Annotated in this window: 19 protein-coding genes; 9 read left to right on the forward strand and 10 right to left on the reverse strand. The window is 59.5% G+C overall.

Going from position 1 to position 20,806, the window contains the following annotated elements:
- Positions 1-149: 149 nt before the first annotated feature.
- The 4 genes from PMI01S_RS12360 to PMI01S_RS12375 are packed head-to-tail and all read right to left on the reverse strand — an operon-like array spanning position 150 to position 2,996.
- Complete coding sequence (locus PMI01S_RS12360) at positions 150-887, reverse strand: amino acid ABC transporter ATP-binding protein (protein WP_084320280.1); 738 nt, start codon at positions 885-887, stop codon at positions 150-152.
- Complete coding sequence (locus PMI01S_RS12365; protein WP_084320282.1) at positions 874-1,524, reverse strand: amino acid ABC transporter permease; 651 nt, start codon at positions 1,522-1,524, stop codon at positions 874-876. Before PMI01S_RS12365 ends, PMI01S_RS12360 begins: the two co-directional genes overlap by 14 nt.
- Positions 1,521-2,189: an amino acid ABC transporter permease gene (locus PMI01S_RS12370; RefSeq protein WP_084320284.1), complete on the reverse strand. Its 669-nt coding sequence runs from the start codon at positions 2,187-2,189 to the stop codon at positions 1,521-1,523. The genes PMI01S_RS12365 and PMI01S_RS12370 overlap by 4 nt, the downstream gene beginning before the upstream one ends.
- Before the next feature lie 21 nt (positions 2,190-2,210).
- A complete protein-coding gene (locus PMI01S_RS12375; protein WP_084320286.1) occupies positions 2,211-2,996 on the reverse strand; it encodes a transporter substrate-binding domain-containing protein in 786 nt (261 codons plus the stop codon).
- 255 nt (positions 2,997-3,251) lie between these two features.
- Between PMI01S_RS12375 and PMI01S_RS12380 the strand changes: the two genes are divergently transcribed.
- From PMI01S_RS12380 to PMI01S_RS12410, 7 genes are all read left to right on the forward strand, one after another.
- Positions 3,252-3,959, forward strand: a complete 708-nt coding sequence (locus tag PMI01S_RS12380; RefSeq protein WP_084320288.1) for a FadR/GntR family transcriptional regulator — start codon at positions 3,252-3,254, stop codon at positions 3,957-3,959.
- Positions 3,960-4,079: 120 nt separating this feature from the next.
- The gene (trxA, locus tag PMI01S_RS12385; protein WP_003206727.1) at positions 4,080-4,409 is read left to right on the forward strand and encodes a thioredoxin TrxA; all 330 of its coding nucleotides are present in this window, start codon (positions 4,080-4,082) and stop codon (positions 4,407-4,409) included.
- Positions 4,410-4,659: 250 nt separating this feature from the next.
- Entirely contained in the window at positions 4,660-5,919 is a 1,260-nt protein-coding gene (gene rho / locus PMI01S_RS12390; RefSeq protein WP_007942421.1) for a transcription termination factor Rho, read from the forward strand.
- A 139-nt stretch (positions 5,920-6,058) separates the two neighbouring features.
- On the forward strand, positions 6,059-8,014 hold the full coding sequence (locus PMI01S_RS12395) for an acyltransferase family protein (protein ID WP_084320290.1): 1,956 nt from the start codon (positions 6,059-6,061) through the stop codon (positions 8,012-8,014).
- Positions 8,015-8,075: 61 nt separating this feature from the next.
- The gene (gene ubiD / locus PMI01S_RS12400; protein ID WP_084320292.1) at positions 8,076-9,542 is read left to right on the forward strand and encodes a 4-hydroxy-3-polyprenylbenzoate decarboxylase; all 1,467 of its coding nucleotides are present in this window, start codon (positions 8,076-8,078) and stop codon (positions 9,540-9,542) included.
- The gene (locus PMI01S_RS12405) at positions 9,542-10,510 is read left to right on the forward strand and encodes a CDP-6-deoxy-delta-3,4-glucoseen reductase (protein WP_084320294.1); all 969 of its coding nucleotides are present in this window, start codon (positions 9,542-9,544) and stop codon (positions 10,508-10,510) included. Before ubiD ends, PMI01S_RS12405 begins: the two co-directional genes overlap by 1 nt.
- 229 nt (positions 10,511-10,739) lie before the next feature.
- Positions 10,740-11,408 (forward strand): gamma-glutamylcyclotransferase, encoded by a 669-nt coding sequence (locus tag PMI01S_RS12410; RefSeq protein WP_084320296.1) that lies wholly within the window; start codon positions 10,740-10,742, stop codon positions 11,406-11,408.
- On the opposite strand, the gene glpT is transcribed toward PMI01S_RS12410, so the two are convergent.
- Positions 11,384-12,733 (reverse strand): glycerol-3-phosphate transporter, encoded by a 1,350-nt coding sequence (glpT, locus tag PMI01S_RS12415; protein ID WP_008024279.1) that lies wholly within the window; start codon positions 12,731-12,733, stop codon positions 11,384-11,386. The genes PMI01S_RS12410 and glpT overlap by 25 nt on opposite strands.
- Positions 12,734-13,063: 330 nt before the next feature.
- Here glpT and PMI01S_RS12420 point away from each other — a divergent pair, with 330 nt between their 5' ends.
- The gene (locus PMI01S_RS12420) at positions 13,064-13,681 is read left to right on the forward strand and encodes an energy transducer TonB (RefSeq protein ID WP_084320298.1); all 618 of its coding nucleotides are present in this window, start codon (positions 13,064-13,066) and stop codon (positions 13,679-13,681) included.
- Between the two features lie 96 nt (positions 13,682-13,777).
- On the opposite strand, the gene PMI01S_RS12425 is transcribed toward PMI01S_RS12420, so the two are convergent.
- Positions 13,778-14,755, reverse strand: coding sequence for an NADPH:quinone oxidoreductase family protein (locus tag PMI01S_RS12425; RefSeq protein ID WP_084320300.1), 978 nt, complete (start codon positions 14,753-14,755; stop codon positions 13,778-13,780).
- A 150-nt stretch (positions 14,756-14,905) separates the two neighbouring features.
- On the opposite strand from PMI01S_RS12425, the gene PMI01S_RS12430 reads away from it, so the two are divergent.
- Positions 14,906-15,313 (forward strand): flagellar basal body-associated protein FliL, encoded by a 408-nt coding sequence (locus PMI01S_RS12430; RefSeq protein WP_084320302.1) that lies wholly within the window; start codon positions 14,906-14,908, stop codon positions 15,311-15,313.
- Between the two features lie 62 nt (positions 15,314-15,375).
- Here the strand turns inward: PMI01S_RS12430 and PMI01S_RS12435 are convergent, their stop codons facing one another.
- The 4 genes from PMI01S_RS12435 to PMI01S_RS12450 all read right to left on the reverse strand — a co-directional run bounded on the left by PMI01S_RS12435 (position 15,376) and on the right by PMI01S_RS12450 (position 20,767).
- On the reverse strand, positions 15,376-16,494 hold the full coding sequence (locus tag PMI01S_RS12435) for an ABC transporter permease (protein WP_084320304.1): 1,119 nt from the start codon (positions 16,492-16,494) through the stop codon (positions 15,376-15,378).
- The gene (gene rbbA / locus PMI01S_RS12440; protein WP_084320305.1) at positions 16,494-19,226 is read right to left on the reverse strand and encodes a ribosome-associated ATPase/putative transporter RbbA; all 2,733 of its coding nucleotides are present in this window, start codon (positions 19,224-19,226) and stop codon (positions 16,494-16,496) included. Before rbbA ends, PMI01S_RS12435 begins: the two co-directional genes overlap by 1 nt.
- Complete coding sequence (locus tag PMI01S_RS12445) at positions 19,223-20,188, reverse strand: HlyD family secretion protein (RefSeq protein WP_084320307.1); 966 nt, start codon at positions 20,186-20,188, stop codon at positions 19,223-19,225. The genes rbbA and PMI01S_RS12445 overlap by 4 nt, the downstream gene beginning before the upstream one ends.
- A 129-nt stretch (positions 20,189-20,317) precedes the next feature.
- Complete coding sequence (locus PMI01S_RS12450) at positions 20,318-20,767, reverse strand: EVE domain-containing protein (protein WP_084320309.1); 450 nt, start codon at positions 20,765-20,767, stop codon at positions 20,318-20,320.
- Positions 20,768-20,806 lie beyond the last annotated feature (39 nt).

The raw sequence follows: 20,806 nt of genomic DNA on the forward strand, positions 1-20,806 counted from the left end.
TCTTTTGGCGCGGGAGCATGTGCAGTGCCGCTGATGGCCTCTTCGCGAGCAAGCCCGCTCCCACAGTTGACCGAGTTATCCCGACGGACGCGGCCAACTGTGGGAGCGGGCTTGCTCGCGAAGACGGCCTCACAGGTATTGAAGATCTTTCAGGCTGTCGCCTCGACCGTCCCGATGAAATTCGCCAACTCCGCCGTCTGCGGATTCGCGAACAAAATCTTCGGATCCCCCACCTCATGCACCTTCCCCAGGTGCATGAACACCAACTTATCCCCAACCTCCCGGGCAAAGCGCATTTCATGGGTGACCATGATCAATGTCATGCCTTCTTTGGCCAGTTGCCGGACCACGCTCAGCACCTCATTGACCAATTCCGGGTCCAGCGCCGAGGTGATCTCGTCGCATAGCAACACCTTCGGCGACATCGCCAGCGCTCGGGCAATTGCCACCCGCTGTTGTTGCCCGCCGGACAGTCGATCCGGGAACGCATCAAACTTCTCCCCGAGCCCGACCCTCTCCACCATCTCCCGCGCCAACTCCGCCGCTTTGGCCTTGGGCACTTTTTGCACCACCTGGGGCGCGAGCATCACGTTTTCGCCTACGGTCAGGTGCGGGAACAGGTTGAACTGCTGAAACACCATCCCGACCTTCTGTCGCAGACTGCGCAAGTCGGCGCGGGCGGCATCGAGGTATTCGCCGTCGACCTCGATCACGCCGTCGTTGATCGACTCCAGACCGTTCAACGTGCGCAGCAACGTCGATTTGCCCGAGCCGCTGCGGCCGATGATCGCCACCACCTGGCCTTCCTCGACGCTGAGGTCGATGCCTTTGAGCACATGGTGGTCGCCGTAATATTTATGCAGGGCGGAAATTCTAAGCAGAGGCATGCAGTCTCCTTTCCAGGTAGCGCGCACTGAGGGACAAGGGGTAGCAGAGCAGGAAATAGCCGAGGGCCACGAGGCCGTAGACCATGAACGGTTCGAACGTCGCGTTGGCGAGCATGCCGCCGGTCTTGGTCAGCTCGGTAAAACCGATGATCGACGTGACGGCAGTGCCTTTGACCACTTGCACCGAGAAACCCACGGTGGGCGCCACGGCGATGCGCAAGGCTTGCGGCAGGATCACGTAACGCAATTGCTCCAGCGGGTTGAGTGCCAGGCTTGACGAGGCTTCCCACTGACCATGAGGGATCGACTCGACGCAACCGCGCCAGATTTCCGCCAGGTAAGCGCTGGTGAACAGCGTCAGGGCAATCGCTGCCGCCATCCATGGCGAAATCTCCAGGCCGGCCAATGCCACACCGAAAAAAACCAGAAACAACTGCATCAGCAGTGGCGTGCCTTGGAACAACTCGATGTAGGTGCGGGCGAAACTGCGCGGCAGGGCTTTCTTTGAAATGCGCATGACCATGATCAGCAAGCCGATCAACCCGCCGCCGATAAACGCCACCAGCGACAGCGCCAGCGTCCATTGCAGGCCCGTGAGCAGGTTGCGTACGACGTCCCAGAAGGTGAAATCGCTCATTGGCCACTCCTCGCTATGTATCGACGGCCGATCCAGTTCAGCAATTGGCGGATCAGCAGCGCCATGCACAGGTAAAGCAACGTGGTCAGGGCGTAGGTTTCAAAGGCGCGAAAGTTGCGCGACTGAATGAAGTTGGCGGCAAAACTCAGCTCTTCGGTGGCGATCTGCGAACAGACCGCCGAGCCGAGCATGACGATGATGATCTGGCTGCTCAGCGCCGGCCACACTTTGCCCAGCGCTGGCAGCAGGATCACATGGCGGAAGGCTTCGAACCGGGTCATCGCCAACGCCGCAGCGGCTTCCAGTTGTCCGCGGGGAATCGCCTGGATGCCGGCGCGGATGATCTCGGTGGAGTAAGCCCCGAGGTTGATCACCATCGCCAGCACCGCCGCCTGCCATTCGGAAATCTGCAGGCCCAGCGATGGCAAACCGAAGAAAATGAAAAACAGCTGCACCAGAAACGGTGTGTTGCGGATCAACTCGACGTAGACCCCGAAAATCGCCGAGAACGGGCGGATATTCCAGGCCCGCACCAGCGCCCCGACGATGCCCAGGCCCACGCCGAGCACCGCGCCGATGGCCGTCAGCTCAAGGGTGAACAGCGCACCGCGCAGCAGCAGGTCGGTGTTTTGCACCACCGGTATGAAGTCGAACTGATAAGACATATCAAGTCTCCCGAGCGACGATCAGAGATCGGCCGGCAGTGGCTCTTTGAGCCAGGTCTGTGAATTCTTTTCCAGCGCACCGTCGGTCTTGGCAGTGGCGAGGATCTGGTTGACCTTGCCCAGCAGCGCCGGCTCGTTCTTGTTCACGCCCACGTAGACCGGCGAATCCTTGAGTTTCACTTTCAATGCCGGCACGCGTTTCGGGTTTTTCTCACTGATCGCCACCATCACCACGTTGCCGCTGGCGATCAGGTCGACCTGGCCGGCGAGGTAGGCGGCGATGGTCGAGTTATTGTCCTCGAAGCGCTTGATGGTCACGCCTTCAGGCGCGACTTTGGTCAGCTCGATGTCTTCGATGGCGCCACGGGTGACGCTGACGGTTTTGCCCTTGAGGTCGTCCAGGCCTTTGATATCGGCATCCGGCGGACCGAACACGGCGAGGTAGAACGGTGCGTAGGCGCTGGAGAAGTCGATGACTTTCTCGCGTTCGGGGTTCTTGCCGAGGCTGGAAATCACCAGATCCACTTTGCCGGTGGTGAGGAACGGGATGCGGTTGGTGCTGTTGACCGGCGTCAGTTCGAGTTTGACCTTGAGCTGGTCGGCCAGCAGTTTCGCGGTGTCGATATCGAGGCCGCGGGGTTTCATGTCCGGGCCGACCGAGCCGAACGGCGGGAAGTCCTGAGGCACGGCCACCTTGAGGACGCCGCGTTTGACCACCTCCTCCAGGCCGTCGGCGTGGGCGGGCATCTGGCTCAGCATCAGGCTGGCAAACAGTGAAGCGAGGAGGGCGCTGTAACGCAGGGTCATGGCAAATCTCCGGATCGGCGAGGAAAGAATTCTGCGGATCGACAGAGCACGGGCCATGCCAACATCGGGTTTTAGCGGTGCGAAGCCACGGTTTTGCTGGCGTTGTACGGTCTTACTGGTCTGAACAGTCGCGCCGCGTTACGCACTCCGATAGCGCATCTTCGACCCTCGCCGAACCCCAGTGGGGCACGACTTGCCGGGCGCCACGAATAGCTTTAAAACTAGCCGCTCATTCGCCTGGTTCATCTGAAAACCATGAACTCGATCTCTCGAGCCGTACCTGAAGTGGCGCTGCAAGCCATCCGCAAACTGATCACCGAGCAAGGTTTCGGGCCGGGGGATGCCTTGCCCTCGCAACGCGACCTGGCGGTGCAGTTGGGGGTGAGCCGGGCGTCGTTGCGGGAGGCGTTGTCGTCATTGAGTGCGTTGGGTGTGATCAGCATTCAGCCGGGCAAGGGCGTGTTCGTGCAGGCGCCGGTGGAATTGCCTCGATCCGATGCGGCACCGGGCTGGCCCTTCGCGGCCCAGGCTTCGCCGCTGGATATCTTCCAGTTGCGTTATGCCCTTGAAGGTTTTGCCGCCGGTCTCGCTGCCGTGACCTTGAGCACCGATGAGCTCGATGCTTTGGAGGACAACGTCGCCGCGATGCGCAATGAATTGAAGGTTGGCGATTTTGAGGCGGCGGCACGCCTGGACTTCGAATTTCACCGGCGCATCCTGCTGGCCAGCGGCAATCAGGCGATGCTGAGCATTCTCAGCGCCAGCGCCGACATCTTTCTGGAGAGCCAGAAGCTACCGTTCATCCGGGCAGAGCGGGCCATGGAAACCTGGCAGGAGCATCGCAAAATCCTCCGCGCGCTGGCCCGGCGCTCGTCCGGCGCGGCGCAGAAGGCCATGCACGAACATGTGCGCAACGCCGCCCTGCGTACCGGCATTGCCTTCGTCGCTCCCGCCACGTCCTGACTTGAGCTATACCCAAACTCATGCACCACCATAGCGAGACTCAATCATCTGCACCTTCCTGAACGAAGGAAGGGCGGCTATGATGGGCCACGTTTTTTTGCTTACAACCTGGAGACTTCCATGAGCAGCGATCTTATCAAACACGTTAGCGACGCTAGCTTCGAGGCCGACGTACTCAAGGCCGAAGGCGCTGTACTGGTCGACTACTGGGCTGAATGGTGCGGCCCTTGCAAAATGATCGCTCCTGTTCTGGACGAGATTGCTGAAACCTACAAAGGCAAGCTGACCGTTGCCAAACTGAACATCGACGAAAACCAGGAAACCCCGGCCAAGCATGGCGTGCGTGGTATCCCGACCCTGATGCTGTTCAAGAACGGCAACGTTGAAGCGACCAAGGTCGGCGCACTGTCGAAGTCGCAACTGGCTGCTTTCCTCGACGCCAACATCTAAGCGTCGTTTGTAAAGTGTCCGAAAAAAGGCCCCGCATATTGCGGGGCTTTTTCGTTATTGAGGGCTAGACGCTCCGAAACTCAGGTGTTACATTCGGCCCCGCACTGGTTTCTCCACTGCCCCCTGCTAGCCGTCGCCGACGCACTCCTTTTCGAATAAGTACGCGATCCTGTCGCCTTCTCTGCGGCGCGGCCTCATTAAGCCAAAAGCTTAATTTCCCCCCCTCCATAAATGATTACGTCATTCCTATATGAATCTGACTGAACTCAAGCAAAAGCCGATTACCGAACTGCTCGAATTGGCCGAACAGATGGGCATAGAAAATATGGCCCGTTCGCGCAAGCAGGACGTGATTTTCTCCCTGCTCAAAAAGCACGCTAAAAGCGGCGAGGAAATCTCCGGTGATGGCGTGCTGGAGATTCTCCAGGACGGCTTCGGCTTCCTGCGCTCCGCTGACGCTTCCTATCTCGCCGGCCCGGACGATATCTACGTCTCGCCGAGCCAGATCCGCCGATTCAACTTGCGCACCGGTGACACCATCGTTGGCAAGATCCGCCCTCCGAAGGAAGGCGAGCGTTATTTCGCGCTGCTCAAGGTCGACACGATCAACTACGATCGTCCCGAGAACGCGAAAAACAAGATTCTCTTCGAGAACCTGACCCCGCTGTTCCCGACTGTGCGCATGAAGATGGAAGCCGGTAACGGTTCCACCGAAGACTTGACCGGTCGTGTCATCGACCTGTGCGCTCCGATCGGCAAAGGCCAGCGCGGTCTGATCGTTGCACCGCCGAAAGCCGGTAAAACGATCATGCTGCAGAACATCGCGGCGAACATCGCACGTAACAACCCTGAAGTTCACCTGATCGTATTGCTGATCGACGAGCGTCCGGAAGAAGTGACCGAAATGCAGCGCACCGTGCGTGGCGAAGTGGTTGCCTCGACGTTCGACGAGCCGCCGACCCGCCACGTGCAGGTTGCCGAAATGGTGATCGAGAAGGCCAAGCGCCTGGTCGAACACAAGAAAGACGTGGTGATCCTGCTCGACTCCATCACCCGTCTGGCTCGCGCCTACAACACCGTGATCCCGAGCTCCGGCAAAGTGCTCACCGGTGGTGTCGATGCTCACGCCCTGGAGAAACCGAAACGTTTCTTCGGTGCTGCACGGAACATCGAAGAAGGCGGCTCGCTGACCATCATCGCCACCGCGCTGGTTGAAACCGGCTCGAAGATGGACGAAGTGATCTACGAAGAATTCAAAGGCACGGGCAACATGGAACTGCCGCTGGATCGTCGTATCGCTGAAAAACGCGTCTTCCCGGCCATCAACATCAACCGTTCCGGCACCCGCCGCGAAGAGTTGCTGACCGCCGACGACGAGTTGCAGCGCATGTGGATCCTGCGCAAGCTGCTGCACCCGATGGACGAAATCGCCGCCATCGAGTTCCTGGTCGACAAGCTGAAAACGACCAAGACCAACGACGAGTTCTTCCTGTCGATGAAACGCAAGTAACACGCAGTCCGCTGCAAAGAAAGCGCCCCTAACCGGGCGCTTTTTTTTGTGCATGAGATTTGTGTCTTGATTGATAACTTTCATGCCGCCACGATGTCCCTTTCGGATCGTTTTTGTATCAGATACGACAAGGGATGTTATGCACACATTTGGCAGTCGCCGTGACATTGACGGCTTGCGGGCTCTGGCCGTTATTCCGGTCGTGCTCTTTCACTTCGGTTTCAGCACGTTCAGCGGTGGCTTCGTCGGTGTTGATGTTTTCTTTGTCATTTCCGGATTCCTGATTACCAGCATCCTGTTCCGCGACATCAGCGCGCAGGGTTTCAGCTTCGTCGATTTCTGGGCGCGGCGCGCCCGACGCATCATTCCGGCACTAAGCGTGGTGCTATTGGTGACGCTGGCACTCGGCTGGTTGTTGCTGACGGCCAAGGACTTCTCCGAGCTGGGAAGGACGGTTCGTTATCAGTCGCTGTTCATTTCAAACATTCTGTTCATGCGCGAAGACGGTTACTTCCAACCCGCGTCGGATTTGAAACCGCTGCTTCACACCTGGTCCCTGGCCGTTGAAGAGCAGTACTACATCTTCTTTCCGCTGCTGATGGTGCTGTTGATGCGCCATGTTCGCCATTGGCGTTGGATGCTGTTTGCTGTGCTGTTGATCTCTTTCGGGCTGAACATCGCCTATATCGAGCGCAAACCCGACGTGGCGTTCTTCTCGCTGCCAACGCGTGCCTGGGAGTTGTTGTGCGGGGCCATGCTCGCGGTCCTGCCAGCGCGCAAGCACGCTGTTCGACCCTGGCTCGCCCAGTCTGTGGGTGCGGCCGGGTTGGGGGCTGTTCTACTGGCGGTGTTCACGTTTGACCGGGGTACGGTGTTTCCAGGCTGGGCCGCGTTGTTGCCGGTACTCGGTGCCACCGCGCTGATCTGGTCGGGCGGCCAGGGTTCGACCTGGGCCGGCCAGCTGTTGAGTGCGCGTGTTTTTGTCTGGATCGGCTTACTTTCCTATTCCTTGTATCTGTGGCACTGGCCGGTCTACGTCTACGCCAATGCCATTTCCATCGATGGTATTCAGCCCTGGGAGGCTGCTGGCTGGATGTTGCTGGCGCTGGGCCTGGCCTGGTTGAGCTGGCGCTTCGTCGAGTTGCCGTTCCGTGAAAAGCGCCTGCTGGCTGGACGCAAGCCCGTGCTGGTCGGCGGCTTGATGGCGATGGCTGTCCTCGCGGTGACGGGTTCCGTCGTGCGTTCGCAAGAGGGCTTCCCTCAACGTCTGACCGGCAAAGCGCTGGAATATGCGCAGGCTCGGGAATGGCAGGCCGGGCAGATGAAATGCATGCTGGTGACCAAGGACAAGAAATTCGACAAGGCTTGTCTGCTCGGTGGCAACCAAGAGGTCCCGGCGACCCGACTGGTCTGGGGTGACAGCCACGCTGCGGCGCTGATGCCGGCGATCGAAAGTGGTGCCAAGCGTGAGGGGCGCCCGGTGTGGCTTTACAGCATGAGCGCCTGCCCGCCGATCCTCAGCGATGACCCGCGCCAGCGCTGCAAGGACTTCAACGAACAGACCATGGAGCAGGTTCGTCGCCTGCAGATCAAGGATGTGGTGCTGGCATCCAACTGGAGTCTTTACGTTTACGGGCGTGAAGACGGCGATAAAAAGGTCCTGCTCAACGCCCACGACAATACGGCCCAGGCCGAGGCGCGCATGGCCTTGGCGATCGAAGCGCGGGTGGCGGCGATCAGGGCCGCGGGCGCGCAAGTCTGGCTGTTCAAGGAAGTACCGCTGCAGCGCAAGGGTGCGATCAGCCGATTGACGAGCCTGGCCCGGATCGGGCGTTCGGCCGACGGACTGGGGCGGCCGCTCGAAGAGCACCTGGCTCGCCAGCATTTTCTCAGCCGCTTGTTCGATTCGATGAGCGCAGCCGACCCCGGTGTGCATGTCATTGATCCAGCGCCACTGATGTGTGCGGACCAAGTCTGCAGCATCGAGGTCAATGGTCATTCGAAGTACAAGGATGAGGACCATCTTTCGGACACTGGCAGCGCCCGACTGAGCCCGCTGTTTACGCCGATGCTGCTGGGTGCAAATCACAATTGATCGTGCTGTTTTAACGCCAGAGCAGGTAGGATGTACGCCTATTTTCGGGGTGGCATCTTCAATGAAATTCAAGGACCTTCGGGATTTCGTGCAGCAACTTGAGCAGCGCGGAGAGTTGAAACGCATCCAGATTCCCGTCTCTCCAGTGCTGGAGATGACGGAAGTCTGCGACCGCACGCTACGGGCCAAAGGCCCGGCACTGTTGTTCGAGAACCCCACTGGCTATGACATTCCGGTGCTTGGCAACCTGTTCGGCACCCCGGAGCGGGTCGCCATGGGCATGGGCGCCGAAGCGGTCAGCGAACTGCGCGAGATCGGCAAGCTGCTGGCGTTTCTCAAGGAACCCGAGCCACCGAAAGGCCTGAAAGACGCCTGGTCCAAGCTGCCGATCTTCCGCAAGATCATCGCCATGGCGCCCAAGGTCGTCAAAGACGCGGTGTGCCAGGAAGTGGTCATCGAAGGCGACGACGTCGACCTCGCGATGTTGCCGGTGCAGACCTGCTGGCCCGGCGACGTCGCCCCGCTGATCACTTGGGGGCTGACCGTCACCAAAGGTCCGAACAAGGACCGCCAGAACCTCGGCATCTACCGCCAGCAAGTGATCGGGCGCAACAAGGTCATCATGCGCTGGCTGAGCCACCGTGGCGGCGCGCTGGATTACCGCGAGTGGTGCGAGAAACACCCCGGCCAGCCGTTCCCGGTGTCCGTGGCGCTCGGCGCTGACCCGGCAACTATCCTCGGCGCCGTGACGCCGGTGCCGGACAGTCTTTCCGAATACGCTTTCGCTGGTCTTCTGCGCGGTAACCGCACCGAACTGGTGAAGTGCCGCGGCAATGACCTGCAAGTGCCGGCCACCGCCGAAATCATCCTCGAAGGCGTGATTCATCCGGGCGAAATGGCCGACGAAGGTCCATACGGCGATCACACCGGTTACTACAACGAAGTCGACAGTTTCCCGGTGTTCACCGTCGAGCGCATCACCCATCGGATCAAACCGATCTACCACAGCACTTACACCGGCCGTCCGCCGGATGAGCCGGCGATCCTCGGCGTGGCACTGAACGAAGTGTTCGTGCCGATCCTGCAGAAGCAGTTCCCGGAGATCACCGACTTCTACCTGCCGCCCGAAGGCTGCTCGTACCGCATGGCCATCGTGACCATGAAGAAGTCGTATCCCGGCCATGCCAAGCGGGTAATGCTCGGTGTCTGGTCGTTTTTGCGACAGTTCATGTACACCAAGTTCGTTATTGTCACGGACGACGATATCAACGCACGGGACTGGAACGACGTGATCTGGGCCATCACCACGCGCATGGACCCCAAGCGCGACACGGTGATGATCGACAACACGCCGATCGACTACCTCGACTTTGCCTCGCCGGTCTCCGGCCTGGGTTCAAAGATGGGGCTCGATGCCACGCATAAATGGCCTGGCGAAACCACTCGCGAGTGGGGCCGGGTGATCGTCAAGGATGATGCCGTGACCCAGCGGATCGATGCCATCTGGAATCAGTTAGGAATAGATTGATGCGTGTAACCTTGCAGCCCTCCGGAGCGGTGCTTGAGATTCTGCCCGGCGAGCGGATTCTCGATGGCGCACGGCGCCTGGGCTATGAATGCCCGCAAAGCTGCCGCAACGGCAATTGCCACGTGTGCGCCGCGCTGCTGGTGGAAGGGCGGGTCGAACAGGAAGGCGGTGTGCGCGACCATGGCGAGTTCTACACTTGCATAGCAGAGCCGCTGGAAGACTGCATCGTGCTGTGGGATGGCGTGCTCGCGCTGGGAGAATTGCCGGTGCGCAGCTTGTCATGCCAGGTCATTGAGTGCGGGGACGTCGGCGGCGATACCTGGCGTGTGCGTCTGCGAGCACCGGCCGGCAAGCCACCGCGTTATCACGCCGGTCAGTACCTGTTGATCGAGCGTGAAAACGGCGAAAAGTCCGCCTTTTCCCTGGCCTCGGCCCCCCATGCGGGGCGTGATCTGGAAATCCATGTGCTGGCGCGCGAAAGCAGTGCGCTGAGCCTGATCGAACAGCTGCAACGCAACCCGATGGTGCGGATCGAAATGCCATTCGGCGACACCCATTTGGCGGAACTGCCGGACGGTCCGTTGGTGCTGATCGCCGCGGGTACGGGCATGGGCCAGATCCACAGCCTGATCGAACATTGCCGGGCCTCGGGCTTCAAGCATCCGGTGCATCTGTATTGGGGGGTGCGTCGTCCCGAAGACTTTTATGAAATCGAACATTGGGACGAGTGGCTGAAATTGCCCAATCTGTTCCTGCATAAGGTCGTCAGCGATCAATGTGGCTGGCCCGGGCGTTGCGGCATGCTGCATGAAGCGGTGTGTGAGGATTTCCCGGACCTGAAGTCCTTGCACGTGTATGCCAGCGGCTCTCCTGCCATGGTGTATGGCACGCTGGATGCGCTGGTTGAAGCCGGGATGGATGCTCATCAGATGCGCGCGGATGTGTTTGCGTACGCGCCAAGATCCTGATGATGCCCCCCTGTAGGAGCAAGCTCGCTCCTACAGGCATATAACTTCATATATAGCCGATCGGTATTTATACATTTCTATAAATACCGGTAAGTTATATCTAATTCAGGCAATTATCTAAAACTGTGCCATGGCACTTAAATTGCCTTAAAACATATGTGCCTTATTGTTACAGCGGTGCGTTCTATTAAGTAATTCATTACCCGCGGGGAGCTGAACGCTATTCGCCATGAGCGCCATTGAATCTGCTTTTATGAATCTGGCTTACCCTCCGCGGCTCGATCTGGGGCCGCAGCTTACGCACGAACAATTGCTCAGCTCGATGCAGTCGACCATGGCGCGCCACAAGGGTGGGCCGGTCTGGCTGTTCGCTTATGGTTCGCTGATCTGGCGCCCTGAATGCCCCGCAGTCGAACGCGTTCGCGGCCGGGTGCATGGTTATCATCGCGGTTTGTATCTGTGGTCCCACGAACATCGCGGTACACCGGAAGTGCCGGGGCTGGTGTTTGGTCTGGATCGCGGCGGCTCTTGCAGCGGCTTCGCCTATCGTTTGCCCGAAGAACAACTCGAAGCGTCCCTCTACGCACTGTGGCAACGCGAAATGCCATTTCCGTCTTATCGCCCACACTGGCTCAACTGCCGACTCGAAGACGGAAGCCAGGTTCAGGCATTGGGATTCGTGTTGGAGCGACACCTGCCCAGCTATGCCGGCAACTTGCCGGATCACGTGCTGAGCCATGTGTTCGAAAACGCTTGCGGGCGTTACGGCACCACTCGCGATTATGTCGAGCAGACCGCCAACGCCCTGCGTAGCCACGCCATGCCAGACCGGAATCTGGAGGCGCGGCTCAAGCGTTGCAAATCAAAAGCCGATCAGGCGATGGCTTCGCGGGTCTGACTGGCGACTTGCTTGTGCCACAAGGTTGGCGCAAGGAACGCCATCGCCAGCAGGCATGCGCCGATCAGCAAGACGAAACCGCCGTCCCAGCCGAAATGGTCCACGGTGTAGCCCATCGCTGCACTGGCCGCGACTGAACCGCCCAGGTAACCGAACAGACCGGTGAAACCCGCTGCCGTACCGGCGGCTTTCTTCGGCGCCAGTTCCAGCGCTTGCAAGCCGATCAGCATCACCGGGCCGTAGATCAGGAAACCAATCGATATCAGCGCGATCATGTCGACCGTCGGGTTGCCGGCCGGGTTGAGCCAATAGACCAGCGTCGCCACAGTCACCAACGCCATGAACACCATGCCGGTCAGGCCACGGTTGCCACGGAAGATCTTGTCCGACATCCAGCCGCACAACAGTGTTCCGGGAATACCTGCCCACTCGTAGAGGAAATACGCCCACGAGGTTTTATCCACGCTGAAGCCCTTGGCTTCCTTGAGGTAGGTCGGTGCCCAGTCCAGCACGCCGTAACGCAGCAGGTAGACAAAGACGTTAGCCATGGCGATGTACCAGAGCATTTTGTTGCGCAGCACGTATTTGACGAAGATTTCCTTGGCGCTGAATTCTTCTTCGTGACTGGCGTCGTAGCCTTCCGGGTAATCGTTCTTGTACTTCTCGATCGGCGGCAGGCCAACCGATTGTGGCGTGTCACGCATGGTGGCGAAAGCGAACACCGCGACGGCCATGGCCACAGCAGCCGGCACATAGAACGCTGCGTGCCAGTCATTGAACAGGCCCATACCCAGCAGGAACAGCGGACCGATCAGGCCACCGCCCACGTTATGCGCCACGTTCCACAACGACACCACGCCACCGCGTTCCTTCTGCGACCACCAATGCACCATGGTCCGCCCACTCGGCGGCCAACCCATGCCCTGCGCCCAGCCATTGATAAACAGCAGGATGAACATGATGGTCACGCTGGACGTGGCCCAGGGCGCGAAACCGAAAATGAACATGACGCCGGCCGAAACCAGCAAACCGAATGGCAGGAAGAAGCGCGGGTTGGAACGATCGGAAACAATGCCCATCAGGAACTTGGACAAGCCGTAGGCGATAGCAATGGCCGACAACGCCAGACCCAGCTCACCGCGGGTATAACCCTCTTCGATCAGATAGGGCATGGCCAGCGAGAAGTTTTTGCGCAGCAGGTAATAACCCGCGTACCCGATGAATATGCCGGCGAAGATCTGCCAGCGATGGCGTCGGTAAGCGCTGTCTATTTTTTCTTCAGGCAATGGAGCCTGATGTGCGGCAGGACGAAAGAAAGCAAACATTCAAGAGCTCCAGATTTCTTGTTTTGACTGCGGATGCGAATGTTACAGTTTCATTACCGAAAATAGCATCGGTTCGCATCGACAAAACAGCGGAAATTTTGGAGATCGCATGTTCTTTTACGAACATGTCGCTCAGGTATAAATGAAGGGCGCTGTGGGAATTGTTACCTGGCGATCCTTGATGACGCGGTTCTGTCCAGAGTAAGGCAGGGCTTTGGGAAATGTCCTTCGTTTGAATGGGAAGTCGCGGCGTTATGTAAAAAGCCATCGAGCCTTAACCTTTGTGCTGATGCCAGGTCTGGCTTTTCAGTGGTGATGGGAGTGGGGTTTATGCGGTGGTTTGTGTTGGCGGTTTTATGTGTGATTTCCAGCGGCGTCAGCGCTGGCCCGGTAATCCTCATTCCGGCGGATAATCCCAAGCCGAAGTATCCCAGAGCGCTTTACCTGACAGGTATCACGGGTGACGTTCGGGTCGGCCTGACCGTCAGCGCCGATGGATCAGTCAGCAAGGTGAGGGCTTTCCCAGGAGATGCTCACGCCGAGCTTGTGGAAGCCTCTCTGACGGCGGTCAACCGATGGCGATTCAAGCCATGGGACGTCAATGGCGACAGACCGGCAGAGATCGAGGTTGTTCTGCCAATGTCCTTCAGGCTGGACAGCAATTTGCCGATCGATGCTAACGAAGAGCTGAAGCAACTGACTTGTGGAGACGTCAGCAGGGAAGCACGGCACTTCGCAGATAATTTCTGGCTGGATATGGTGGTATTCAGGTACACCCGCAGTTATCTGACCCACTCGATTGCATCTGAGCAATTGCCGAAGGCGGAGCGACTGGCTCTCATCGCAAAACTCAACAAAAGTGTCCCTTCAATTATTCGCCGTTGTAATTCGCATCCGGCGTCGCGCTATGTGCATTTTCTTCCAGAGGAAATTCGAGAGTTGCTTTAACTGCAAACATGGAGCGCTGAGTGTTTTCCAGTGGCGTATCAAAAAGGCCAGAACAACCTCATCAGTTGTTCTGGCCTTTTTTGTGCCAGCGACGGCTCAGCGAACCTGCACCACCACTTTCCCGACCGCCTTGCGCTGGCCAAGATCGTTGATCGCCTGCGCCGCATTGCTCAGCGGATACACCTGCGACACCAGCGGCTTCAATTTGCCCTCGGCGAACCAGCCAAACAGCTGCTGGAAATTCGCCGCATTGTCTTGAGGTTGACGCTGGGCAAACGATCCCCAGAACACGCCAACCACCGCTGCGCCCTTGAGCAGTGCGAGGTTCACAGGAAACTCCGGAATGCGTCCGCTGGCGAAGCCGACCACCAGCAACCGGCCATTCCAGGCGATGGCGCGGATGGCCTGGTCGAACAGGTCGCCGCCGACCGGGTCGTAGATCACGTCCGCGCCCTGGCCATCGGTCAGGCGTTTGATTTCGTCCTTGAGGCTGGTTTCGGTGTAGTTGATCAGTTCGTCGGCGCCGGCCGCCTTGGCCACGGCCAGTTTTTCGGCGCTGCTGGCGGCGGCGATCACCCGGGCGCCCATGGCTTTGCCGATTTCCACGGCGGCCAGGCCGACACCGCCAGACGCACCCAGCACCAGCAGGGTTTCACCCGGTTGCAGGTTGCCCCGTTGCTTGAGCGCGTGCATCGACGTGCCGTACGTCATGCTGAAAGCAGCAGCGGTGTTGAAGTCCATGGAGGGCGGGATCGGCAGCACGTTGTAGCCCGGGACCGCGACCTGCTCGGCGAAACTCCCCCAGCCGGTCAGGGCCATGACCCGGTCACCGACTTTCAGGTGGCTGACCTTCTCGCCAACCGCGCTGACGACGCCGGCCGCTTCGCCGCCCGGGGAAAACGGGAAGGGCGGCTTGAACTGGTATTTGCCCTCGATGATCAGCGTGTCCGGGAAATTCACCCCGGCGGCGTGCACGTCCAGCAGGATTTCATTCTTCTTCGCGACAGGGCTGGCGACCTCTTCCAGCACCAGCGATTCGGCAGGGCCGAAGGCTTTGCACAGCACGGCTTTCATCAGGGCTATTCCTTTGGGAGTGATGGCCGATAAGTGTAGGTGTGTGAGTCGACGGGTCAACGAGCATGCCCCGCCCTGATAGTCAGCCATAAGCTTGTGCTTGCGCGGCGGGTCGTTATGCTAGGCCGCAAACCGGATAAGGAGTGAATTGTGAAAGCGTGGATCATGTTGTTGCTGGCCCTGTCTCTGCCTGTGGCAGCCGTGGCTGAAGAAACCAAAGAAGGTGCTGCCCCGAAGGTTAACTACATCACCCTGAGCCCGCCGTTTGTGGGTAACTACGGGCTGGACGGTTCGCAGAAGCTCAAGGTCTATAAGGCTGATGTGGCACTGCGGGTGACTGGCGATGAAGCGACGCAGCTGGTGAAAGCCAACGAGCCGTTGATCCGCAACCAGTTGGTGGCGTTGTTTGCGCAGCAGACGACCGAGGCGATGAACAACGTCGAAGCCAAGGAAAAGCTGCGTCAGGAAGCCTTGAAGCAGACCCAGCAGATCATGAGCGATGAAACCGGCAAGCCGGTGGTCGAGGACTTGTTGTTCAACAACCTCATCATTCAGTAAGGCCTTTGCTGTCCGGGTGGGCCCCTTCGCGAGCCATCTCGCCATAGGGGCGACACGGTCTTTCAGGACGCCAGGCTCTTGCGAAATCGCATCAGCGCAATCGCGAAAAACAGCAGGCCGATGGCCGTGAGCGCCAGCAAATCGGGCCAGACGACGGTGATGCCGGCGTCGCGAAACAATATCGCAGCGCTAAGACTGACAAAATGCGTCGACGGCGAGCCCTGCATCACCCACTGCAGCCATTGCGGCATGCTGTCCAGCGGCGTGCTGCCACCGGACAGCAGCAACATCGGAATGATCACTGGAATCGCCAGCAGACCGAATTGGGGCGTCGAGCGAGCCAGGGTCGCGAGAAAAATCCCCAGCGCCGTGCTGGCGAACAGATAAACCGCGGTCACCATTAAAAACAGGCTCAGGGAGCCGGCCAGCGGCACGCCTAGCGCGCCTTTGACAATGACCTCCAGCGACAGCCAGGTGCACAGCACCACCACCAGCATGTTGCTCCAGATTTTCGCCAGCATGATTTCAAGTGCCGTCAGCGGCAGCACCAGTAAATGGTCGAGGGTGCCGTGTTCGCGCTCTCGCAGCAGTGCGGTGCCGGTCAGGATGATGGCGAGAATGGTGATGTTGTTGACGATCTGGATCACCGCCAGAAACCAGCCGCCTTCCAGATTGGTGTTAAACAGTGCGCGAGTGGTCAGCAGCGCCGGTGTTTTACTCGCCATATCGCCCTGGCCGCTGTAATTCAACAGTTCGCGCTGGAAAATTCGTCCTATGTAGCCTGCTCCCATGAACGCCTGACTCATGGCGGTGGCGTCGACGTTGACTTGCACGGCGGGCTGACGACCGGCCAGCAGATCCGTCTGAAAACTCGCCGGTACATTGATGACAAAGGTGTACTTGCCGTTGTCCATGACCTGGTCCAGTTGCCCATAGGGCAGCGGGACCGGGCGTTGGAATTCCGGAGGTTGCAGCGCCTGCGCCAGTTGTCGCGACAGCAGGCTGTGATCTTCGTCGACGATGGCCACACTGGCGTTATGCACGCCGATCACCGAGCCCGCCGCCGGCATGTAGATCGCTACCGTAAAGGCGTAAAAGAGGAACAGTAGCAGCACGCTGTCATGCCGCAGGCTGGTGAGTTCCTTGAGGCCCAGGCGCAGGATGTGCGCGAGCTTATACATCAGGCCTCCTGCTTTTTCAGCATGACCAGGCTGAGCCCGGTGAATGCGAGAAAGAACCCGAACAATGCGAGGCATTGCAGCCATAACTGTCGCAGGTCCAGCGCTTTGGTAAACGTGCCGACGGCGATGTCGAGGAAGTAACCTGCTGGAAACAGCATCCCCATCACTGCCGCCGCACCTTCGAGGGATGAACGTGGCACGATCAGTCCGGAAAACTGGATGGTCGGCAGGCTGGTGATGATCATGGTGCCGAGAATGGCGGCGATCTGGGTTCGGGTGAATGCCGAGATCAACAGGCCCATGCTGGTTGTCGCCAGCACATACAGGAGCCCGCCGAAAGCCAGCGTCAGGATGCTGCCCTTGAACGGCACCCCGAACAGCCATCGGTTCATCGCGACCAGTACCGCGAGGTTGATCAGGCTGACAGCCAGATACGGTGCCTGTTTGCCCAGCAGAAACTCGAGCCGGGTCAGCGGCGTGGCATAGAAGTTGGTGATTGACCCCAATTCCTTCTCGCGCACGATGCCCAGCGCCGTCAGCATGGCCGGGATGAACGCCAGGATCAGCGCCATGACCCCGGGGCCGATGGCGTTGACGCTGACCACGTCCTGGTTGTAGCGGAAGCGGGTTTCCAGTCGGGCGGCAGCTGGCCGGTTCAGCGCGGGGCTGCTCTGTTCGGCCAATTGTTCGATATTGGCCTGGTGCACGGCTTCGACGTAGTTACGGCTGGTCTCGGCGCGAAACGGCATGCCGCCATCGAGCCAGGCCGCCACGGCCGGTTGGCGCCCGGCGTACAGATCCCGGCCAAAACCGGGCGGTATCTCTAGCGCCAGTTTGATTTCCGAGCGCTGAAGGCGGCGATGCAGCTCTTTGGCATCGCCGATGGGGGGCTGTTCGTCGAAGTACCGAGAGCCGCGAAAGGCTTCCAGATAGGCGCGGCTCTGTGGCGTCTGATCCTGGTCATAGACGGCGAAGGCGAGTTTCTCTACGTCCAGAGAAATGCCGTAGCCGAAGATCACCATCATGAAAATGGCCCCAAGCAAGGCGAAGGCCATCCGCACTTTATCGCGCAGGAGTTCCTTGCCTTCACGACTCGCCACCGCCAATAGGCGTCCTGGGCTGAAGCCGCGTTCCTTGGTTGGCACCACCGGCATGGCGGGCGTATTCGCAGGCTCTGACGGTTTTGACGGTTTTGAGGGTTCGGGGGGTTCCTGGGCCTGTTCCAGGCACGTGACGAATGCAGCTTCCAGCGTCTCGCCCTTGTACTGCTGTTGAAGCGCTGTAGGCGTATCGCAGGCAAGCACTTTGCCCGCGTGCATCAGCGAGATGCGATCGCAACGCTGGGCTTCGTTCATGAAATGGGTGGAGAGGAAAATCGTCACGCCTTGCTCACGCGACAGCTCGATCAGCAGTCGCCAAAAATCGTCCCGTGCCGCCGGATCGACGCCGGAGGTCGGTTCGTCGAGGATCAACACTTCCGGGCGATGCAGCACCGCCACCGCCAGTGACAGCCGTTGGCGCAAGCCCAGAGGCAGCGCCCCGGACGGCTGATCGCAAACGCTGCCCAGATTGAAGCGCTGGATCAGCTCGTCAATGCGTTGTGCGCTGTCGGTTTTTGGCAAATCGAACAGCCGTGCGTGCAAATCCAGGTTTTGCCGCACGCTGAGTTCGCCATACAGCGAGAAACTCTGGGACATGAACCCGACCCGTTTACGGGTGGCCAGGTCCTTGGCATTCACCGGGTTGCCCAGCAACGTGGCACTGCCTGCACTGGCGGGCATCAGCCCGGTGAGGACTTTCATGGTGGTGGTCTTGCCGCAGCCATTGGAGCCGAGGAAGCCGAAAATTTCGCCGCGACCGATGGCAAAGCTGACGTTGTCTACCGCTGTGAAGTCGCCGAAACGCAGGGTCAGATCGTGGGCTTCGATGGCAATGTCGGAGGTGGTGCCGGTGCGAGGAGGGATCACCAGGGGCTGATTGTCGTGGCTGCTGTCGCCCTGATAGTGGGTGAAGGCTTCATCGAGTTTGCCGCTCGAGGTGACTGCCGCCAATTCCTTGCTCAAGCCCGTGGCAATCAGCTTGCCGCCATCGAGCATCAGGCAATGTTCGAACTGCTCGGCCTCTTCCATGTACGCGGTGGCGACCAGCAGTGTCAGTTGCGGCCGCTGACGCCGCACATCGTCTATCAACTCCCAGAAATGCCGGCGGGACAAGGGGTCGACGCCGGTGGTCGGTTCGTCGAGGATCAGCAGGTCCGGCTCATGGATCAACGCACAACACAGGCCCAGCTTCTGTTTCATGCCGCCGGACAGTTTGCCCGCGGGGCGATCGGCAAAACGCAGAAGGTCGGTGGCCAGTAACAAATTGCGCATGCGCTGATTGCATTCGGCTTTTGACAGGCCAAACAGGGTGGCGAAAAAGTGGATGTTCTCGCTGATCGACAACTCGGGATAAAGGTTGCCGCCCAAACCTTGGGGCATGAAGGCGATGCGCGCATAGAGGGTGTTGCGATGGCGGCGATCCTGGATCGAGCCGCCGAGCACCCCTAGTTGTCCTTGCTGCAGCGTTTTCACCCCGGCGATCAGCCCCAGCAGGCTCGATTTGCCGGCGCCATCGGGGCCGATCAAGCCGCAACGGGTCCCGGCGGGCAGGCTGAACGCGATGTCACTCAGCGCCTGTTGTTTGCCGTAGCGGTGATTGATCCCGGTCGCTTGAACCGCCAGGCCAGTCATTGCAGATTGGCCGGCCAGCCAACAGGGGCGGTGCGCACATAGCCGGCGCCGGGCATGCCGGGTTTGGCCTGGGGCACGGCACTGGGATCCGTCAGGCGTAACTTGACGCGGAATACCAGTTTTTGCCGCTCGTCGCGAGTCTCGACTTCTTTAGGGGTGAATTGCGACTTGGCTGCCACAAAGCTGATTTTTGCCGGCAATGGGTGATCAGGCAGGGCATCGAGCATAACCCGCGCTTCGTCGCCCACTGCCAAGCGTCCGGTTACGGAGGCCGGGAGGTAGAGGTTCATGTATTGATCGTTCGGGTCGATCAGCAGCAATACGCGCCCGCCGGCACCCAACACTTCGCCGGGCTCGGCCATGCGCAGCTGGATCACCCCGTCGATAGGGGCTCGCAAACTGCTGTCATCGATTTCGCTGGTCAACTGTGCGACTTGTGCCTGAGCGGCGCCAATCGCCGCACCCACCGCGGACACTTGCGCGCGAGCGGCAGTGACGGCGGCATTGCCCGTGCCGATACGCGCCTGCTGTTGATCGATGATCTGACCGCTGACGAAACCATGCTTGAACAGCGCCTGGGAGCGATTGAGTTCCTGTTGAGCGAGCAGTTGCTCGCTCAGGCGCAATTGCACGTTGGCTTGTGCGGCGGCGAGGTTTTCCCGGGCGCGTAATACTTCTGCTTCCGCCTGGCTGCGTTGGGCTTCTAGGGTGCGAGTGTCCATCCGGGCCAGCAGTTGGCCCTTGGTGACTTTGTCGCCTTCATCGACCAGCACCTCGGCCAGTCGCCCTGGTGTTTTGCTGGCGATCTGCACTTCGGTGGCTTCGAGGCGGCCGTTGCCGACATACAACCCTTCGGGCAGACGGTCATGCATCGATTTCCAGTAGCCAAAACCGCCGGCGGCCAGCAGCAGAACCATTAAAGAGCTGGCGAAAAAAATCGAAGAGCGGCTGTGCGTAGACATGCGAGCATCCTGCGTATGTTACGTACTAGTCTGACTGATCAAACGCCAAGGCGATTTGATGCCAGTCAACTGAGGGTCAAACCTAACCCTATTGAGGGGGAAAGAGAATGACCGGTAGTTCTGCTGTATTTAACGTAAATCGAGGACCGCCGCCCATTGCCCGGCGGTTACCGGCATCACTGACAGCCGCGAACCTTTCTGCACCAAGGGCATCTCGGCCAGCGCTGTTTGTTGTTTCAGGTAGTCGAGTTTCAGGACGTTCGCGAACGTTTCGACGTGGGCCACATCAATCGCGCTCCAGGCGTTTTTCTCGACGGTGGCCTTCGGGTCGTAGTAATGACTCTCCGGCTCCAGCGCTGTCGGGTCGGGGTACGCGGCTTTGACTATTTTCCCGATGCCGGCAATTCCGGGCTCGGGGCAGCTGGAATGATAAAAGAAGAACTCGTCGCCGACCGCCATGGCCCTCAGAAAATTCCGCGCCTGATAGTTGCGAACCCCGTCCCAGCGAGCGGTGCCAAGCTGCTCCAGACCTTTGATCGAGAGCTCGTCGGGCTCGGATTTCATCAGCCAATAGGCCATGGTTTTTGCTCCTTGCGAGTCAGGTGGACATGTTGTCAG

It is taken from the genome of Pseudomonas migulae NBRC 103157 (genome assembly GCF_002091715.1).
Taxonomy (GTDB): Bacteria; Pseudomonadota; Gammaproteobacteria; order Pseudomonadales; family Pseudomonadaceae; genus Aquipseudomonas; species Aquipseudomonas migulae_A.

Bases quoted from the DNA above. Each gene is read 5' to 3' on its own strand.
- PMI01S_RS12360 (WP_084320280.1), bottom strand. From the start codon at position 887: ATGCCTCTGCTTAGAATTTCCGCCCTGCATAAATATTACGGCGACCAC.
- PMI01S_RS12365 (WP_084320282.1), bottom strand. From the start codon at position 1,524: ATGAGCGATTTCACCTTCTGGGACGTCGTACGCAACCTGCTCACGGGC.
- PMI01S_RS12370 (WP_084320284.1), bottom strand. From the start codon at position 2,189: ATGTCTTATCAGTTCGACTTCATACCGGTGGTGCAAAACACCGACCTG.
- PMI01S_RS12375 (WP_084320286.1), bottom strand. From the start codon at position 2,996: ATGACCCTGCGTTACAGCGCCCTCCTCGCTTCACTGTTTGCCAGCCTG.
- PMI01S_RS12380 (WP_084320288.1), top strand. From the start codon at position 3,252: ATGAACTCGATCTCTCGAGCCGTACCTGAAGTGGCGCTGCAAGCCATC.
- trxA (WP_003206727.1), top strand. From the start codon at position 4,080: ATGAGCAGCGATCTTATCAAACACGTTAGCGACGCTAGCTTCGAGGCC.
- rho (WP_007942421.1), top strand. From the start codon at position 4,660: ATGAATCTGACTGAACTCAAGCAAAAGCCGATTACCGAACTGCTCGAA.
- PMI01S_RS12395 (WP_084320290.1), top strand. From the start codon at position 6,059: ATGCACACATTTGGCAGTCGCCGTGACATTGACGGCTTGCGGGCTCTG.
- ubiD (WP_084320292.1), top strand. From the start codon at position 8,076: ATGAAATTCAAGGACCTTCGGGATTTCGTGCAGCAACTTGAGCAGCGC.
- PMI01S_RS12405 (WP_084320294.1), top strand. From the start codon at position 9,542: ATGCGTGTAACCTTGCAGCCCTCCGGAGCGGTGCTTGAGATTCTGCCC.
- PMI01S_RS12410 (WP_084320296.1), top strand. From the start codon at position 10,740: ATGAGCGCCATTGAATCTGCTTTTATGAATCTGGCTTACCCTCCGCGG.
- glpT (WP_008024279.1), bottom strand. From the start codon at position 12,733: ATGTTTGCTTTCTTTCGTCCTGCCGCACATCAGGCTCCATTGCCTGAA.
- PMI01S_RS12420 (WP_084320298.1), top strand. From the start codon at position 13,064: ATGCGGTGGTTTGTGTTGGCGGTTTTATGTGTGATTTCCAGCGGCGTC.
- PMI01S_RS12425 (WP_084320300.1), bottom strand. From the start codon at position 14,755: ATGAAAGCCGTGCTGTGCAAAGCCTTCGGCCCTGCCGAATCGCTGGTG.
- PMI01S_RS12435 (WP_084320304.1), bottom strand. From the start codon at position 16,494: ATGTATAAGCTCGCGCACATCCTGCGCCTGGGCCTCAAGGAACTCACC.
- rbbA (WP_084320305.1), bottom strand. From the start codon at position 19,226: ATGACTGGCCTGGCGGTTCAAGCGACCGGGATCAATCACCGCTACGGC.
- PMI01S_RS12445 (WP_084320307.1), bottom strand. From the start codon at position 20,188: ATGTCTACGCACAGCCGCTCTTCGATTTTTTTCGCCAGCTCTTTAATG.
- PMI01S_RS12450 (WP_084320309.1), bottom strand. From the start codon at position 20,767: ATGGCCTATTGGCTGATGAAATCCGAGCCCGACGAGCTCTCGATCAAA.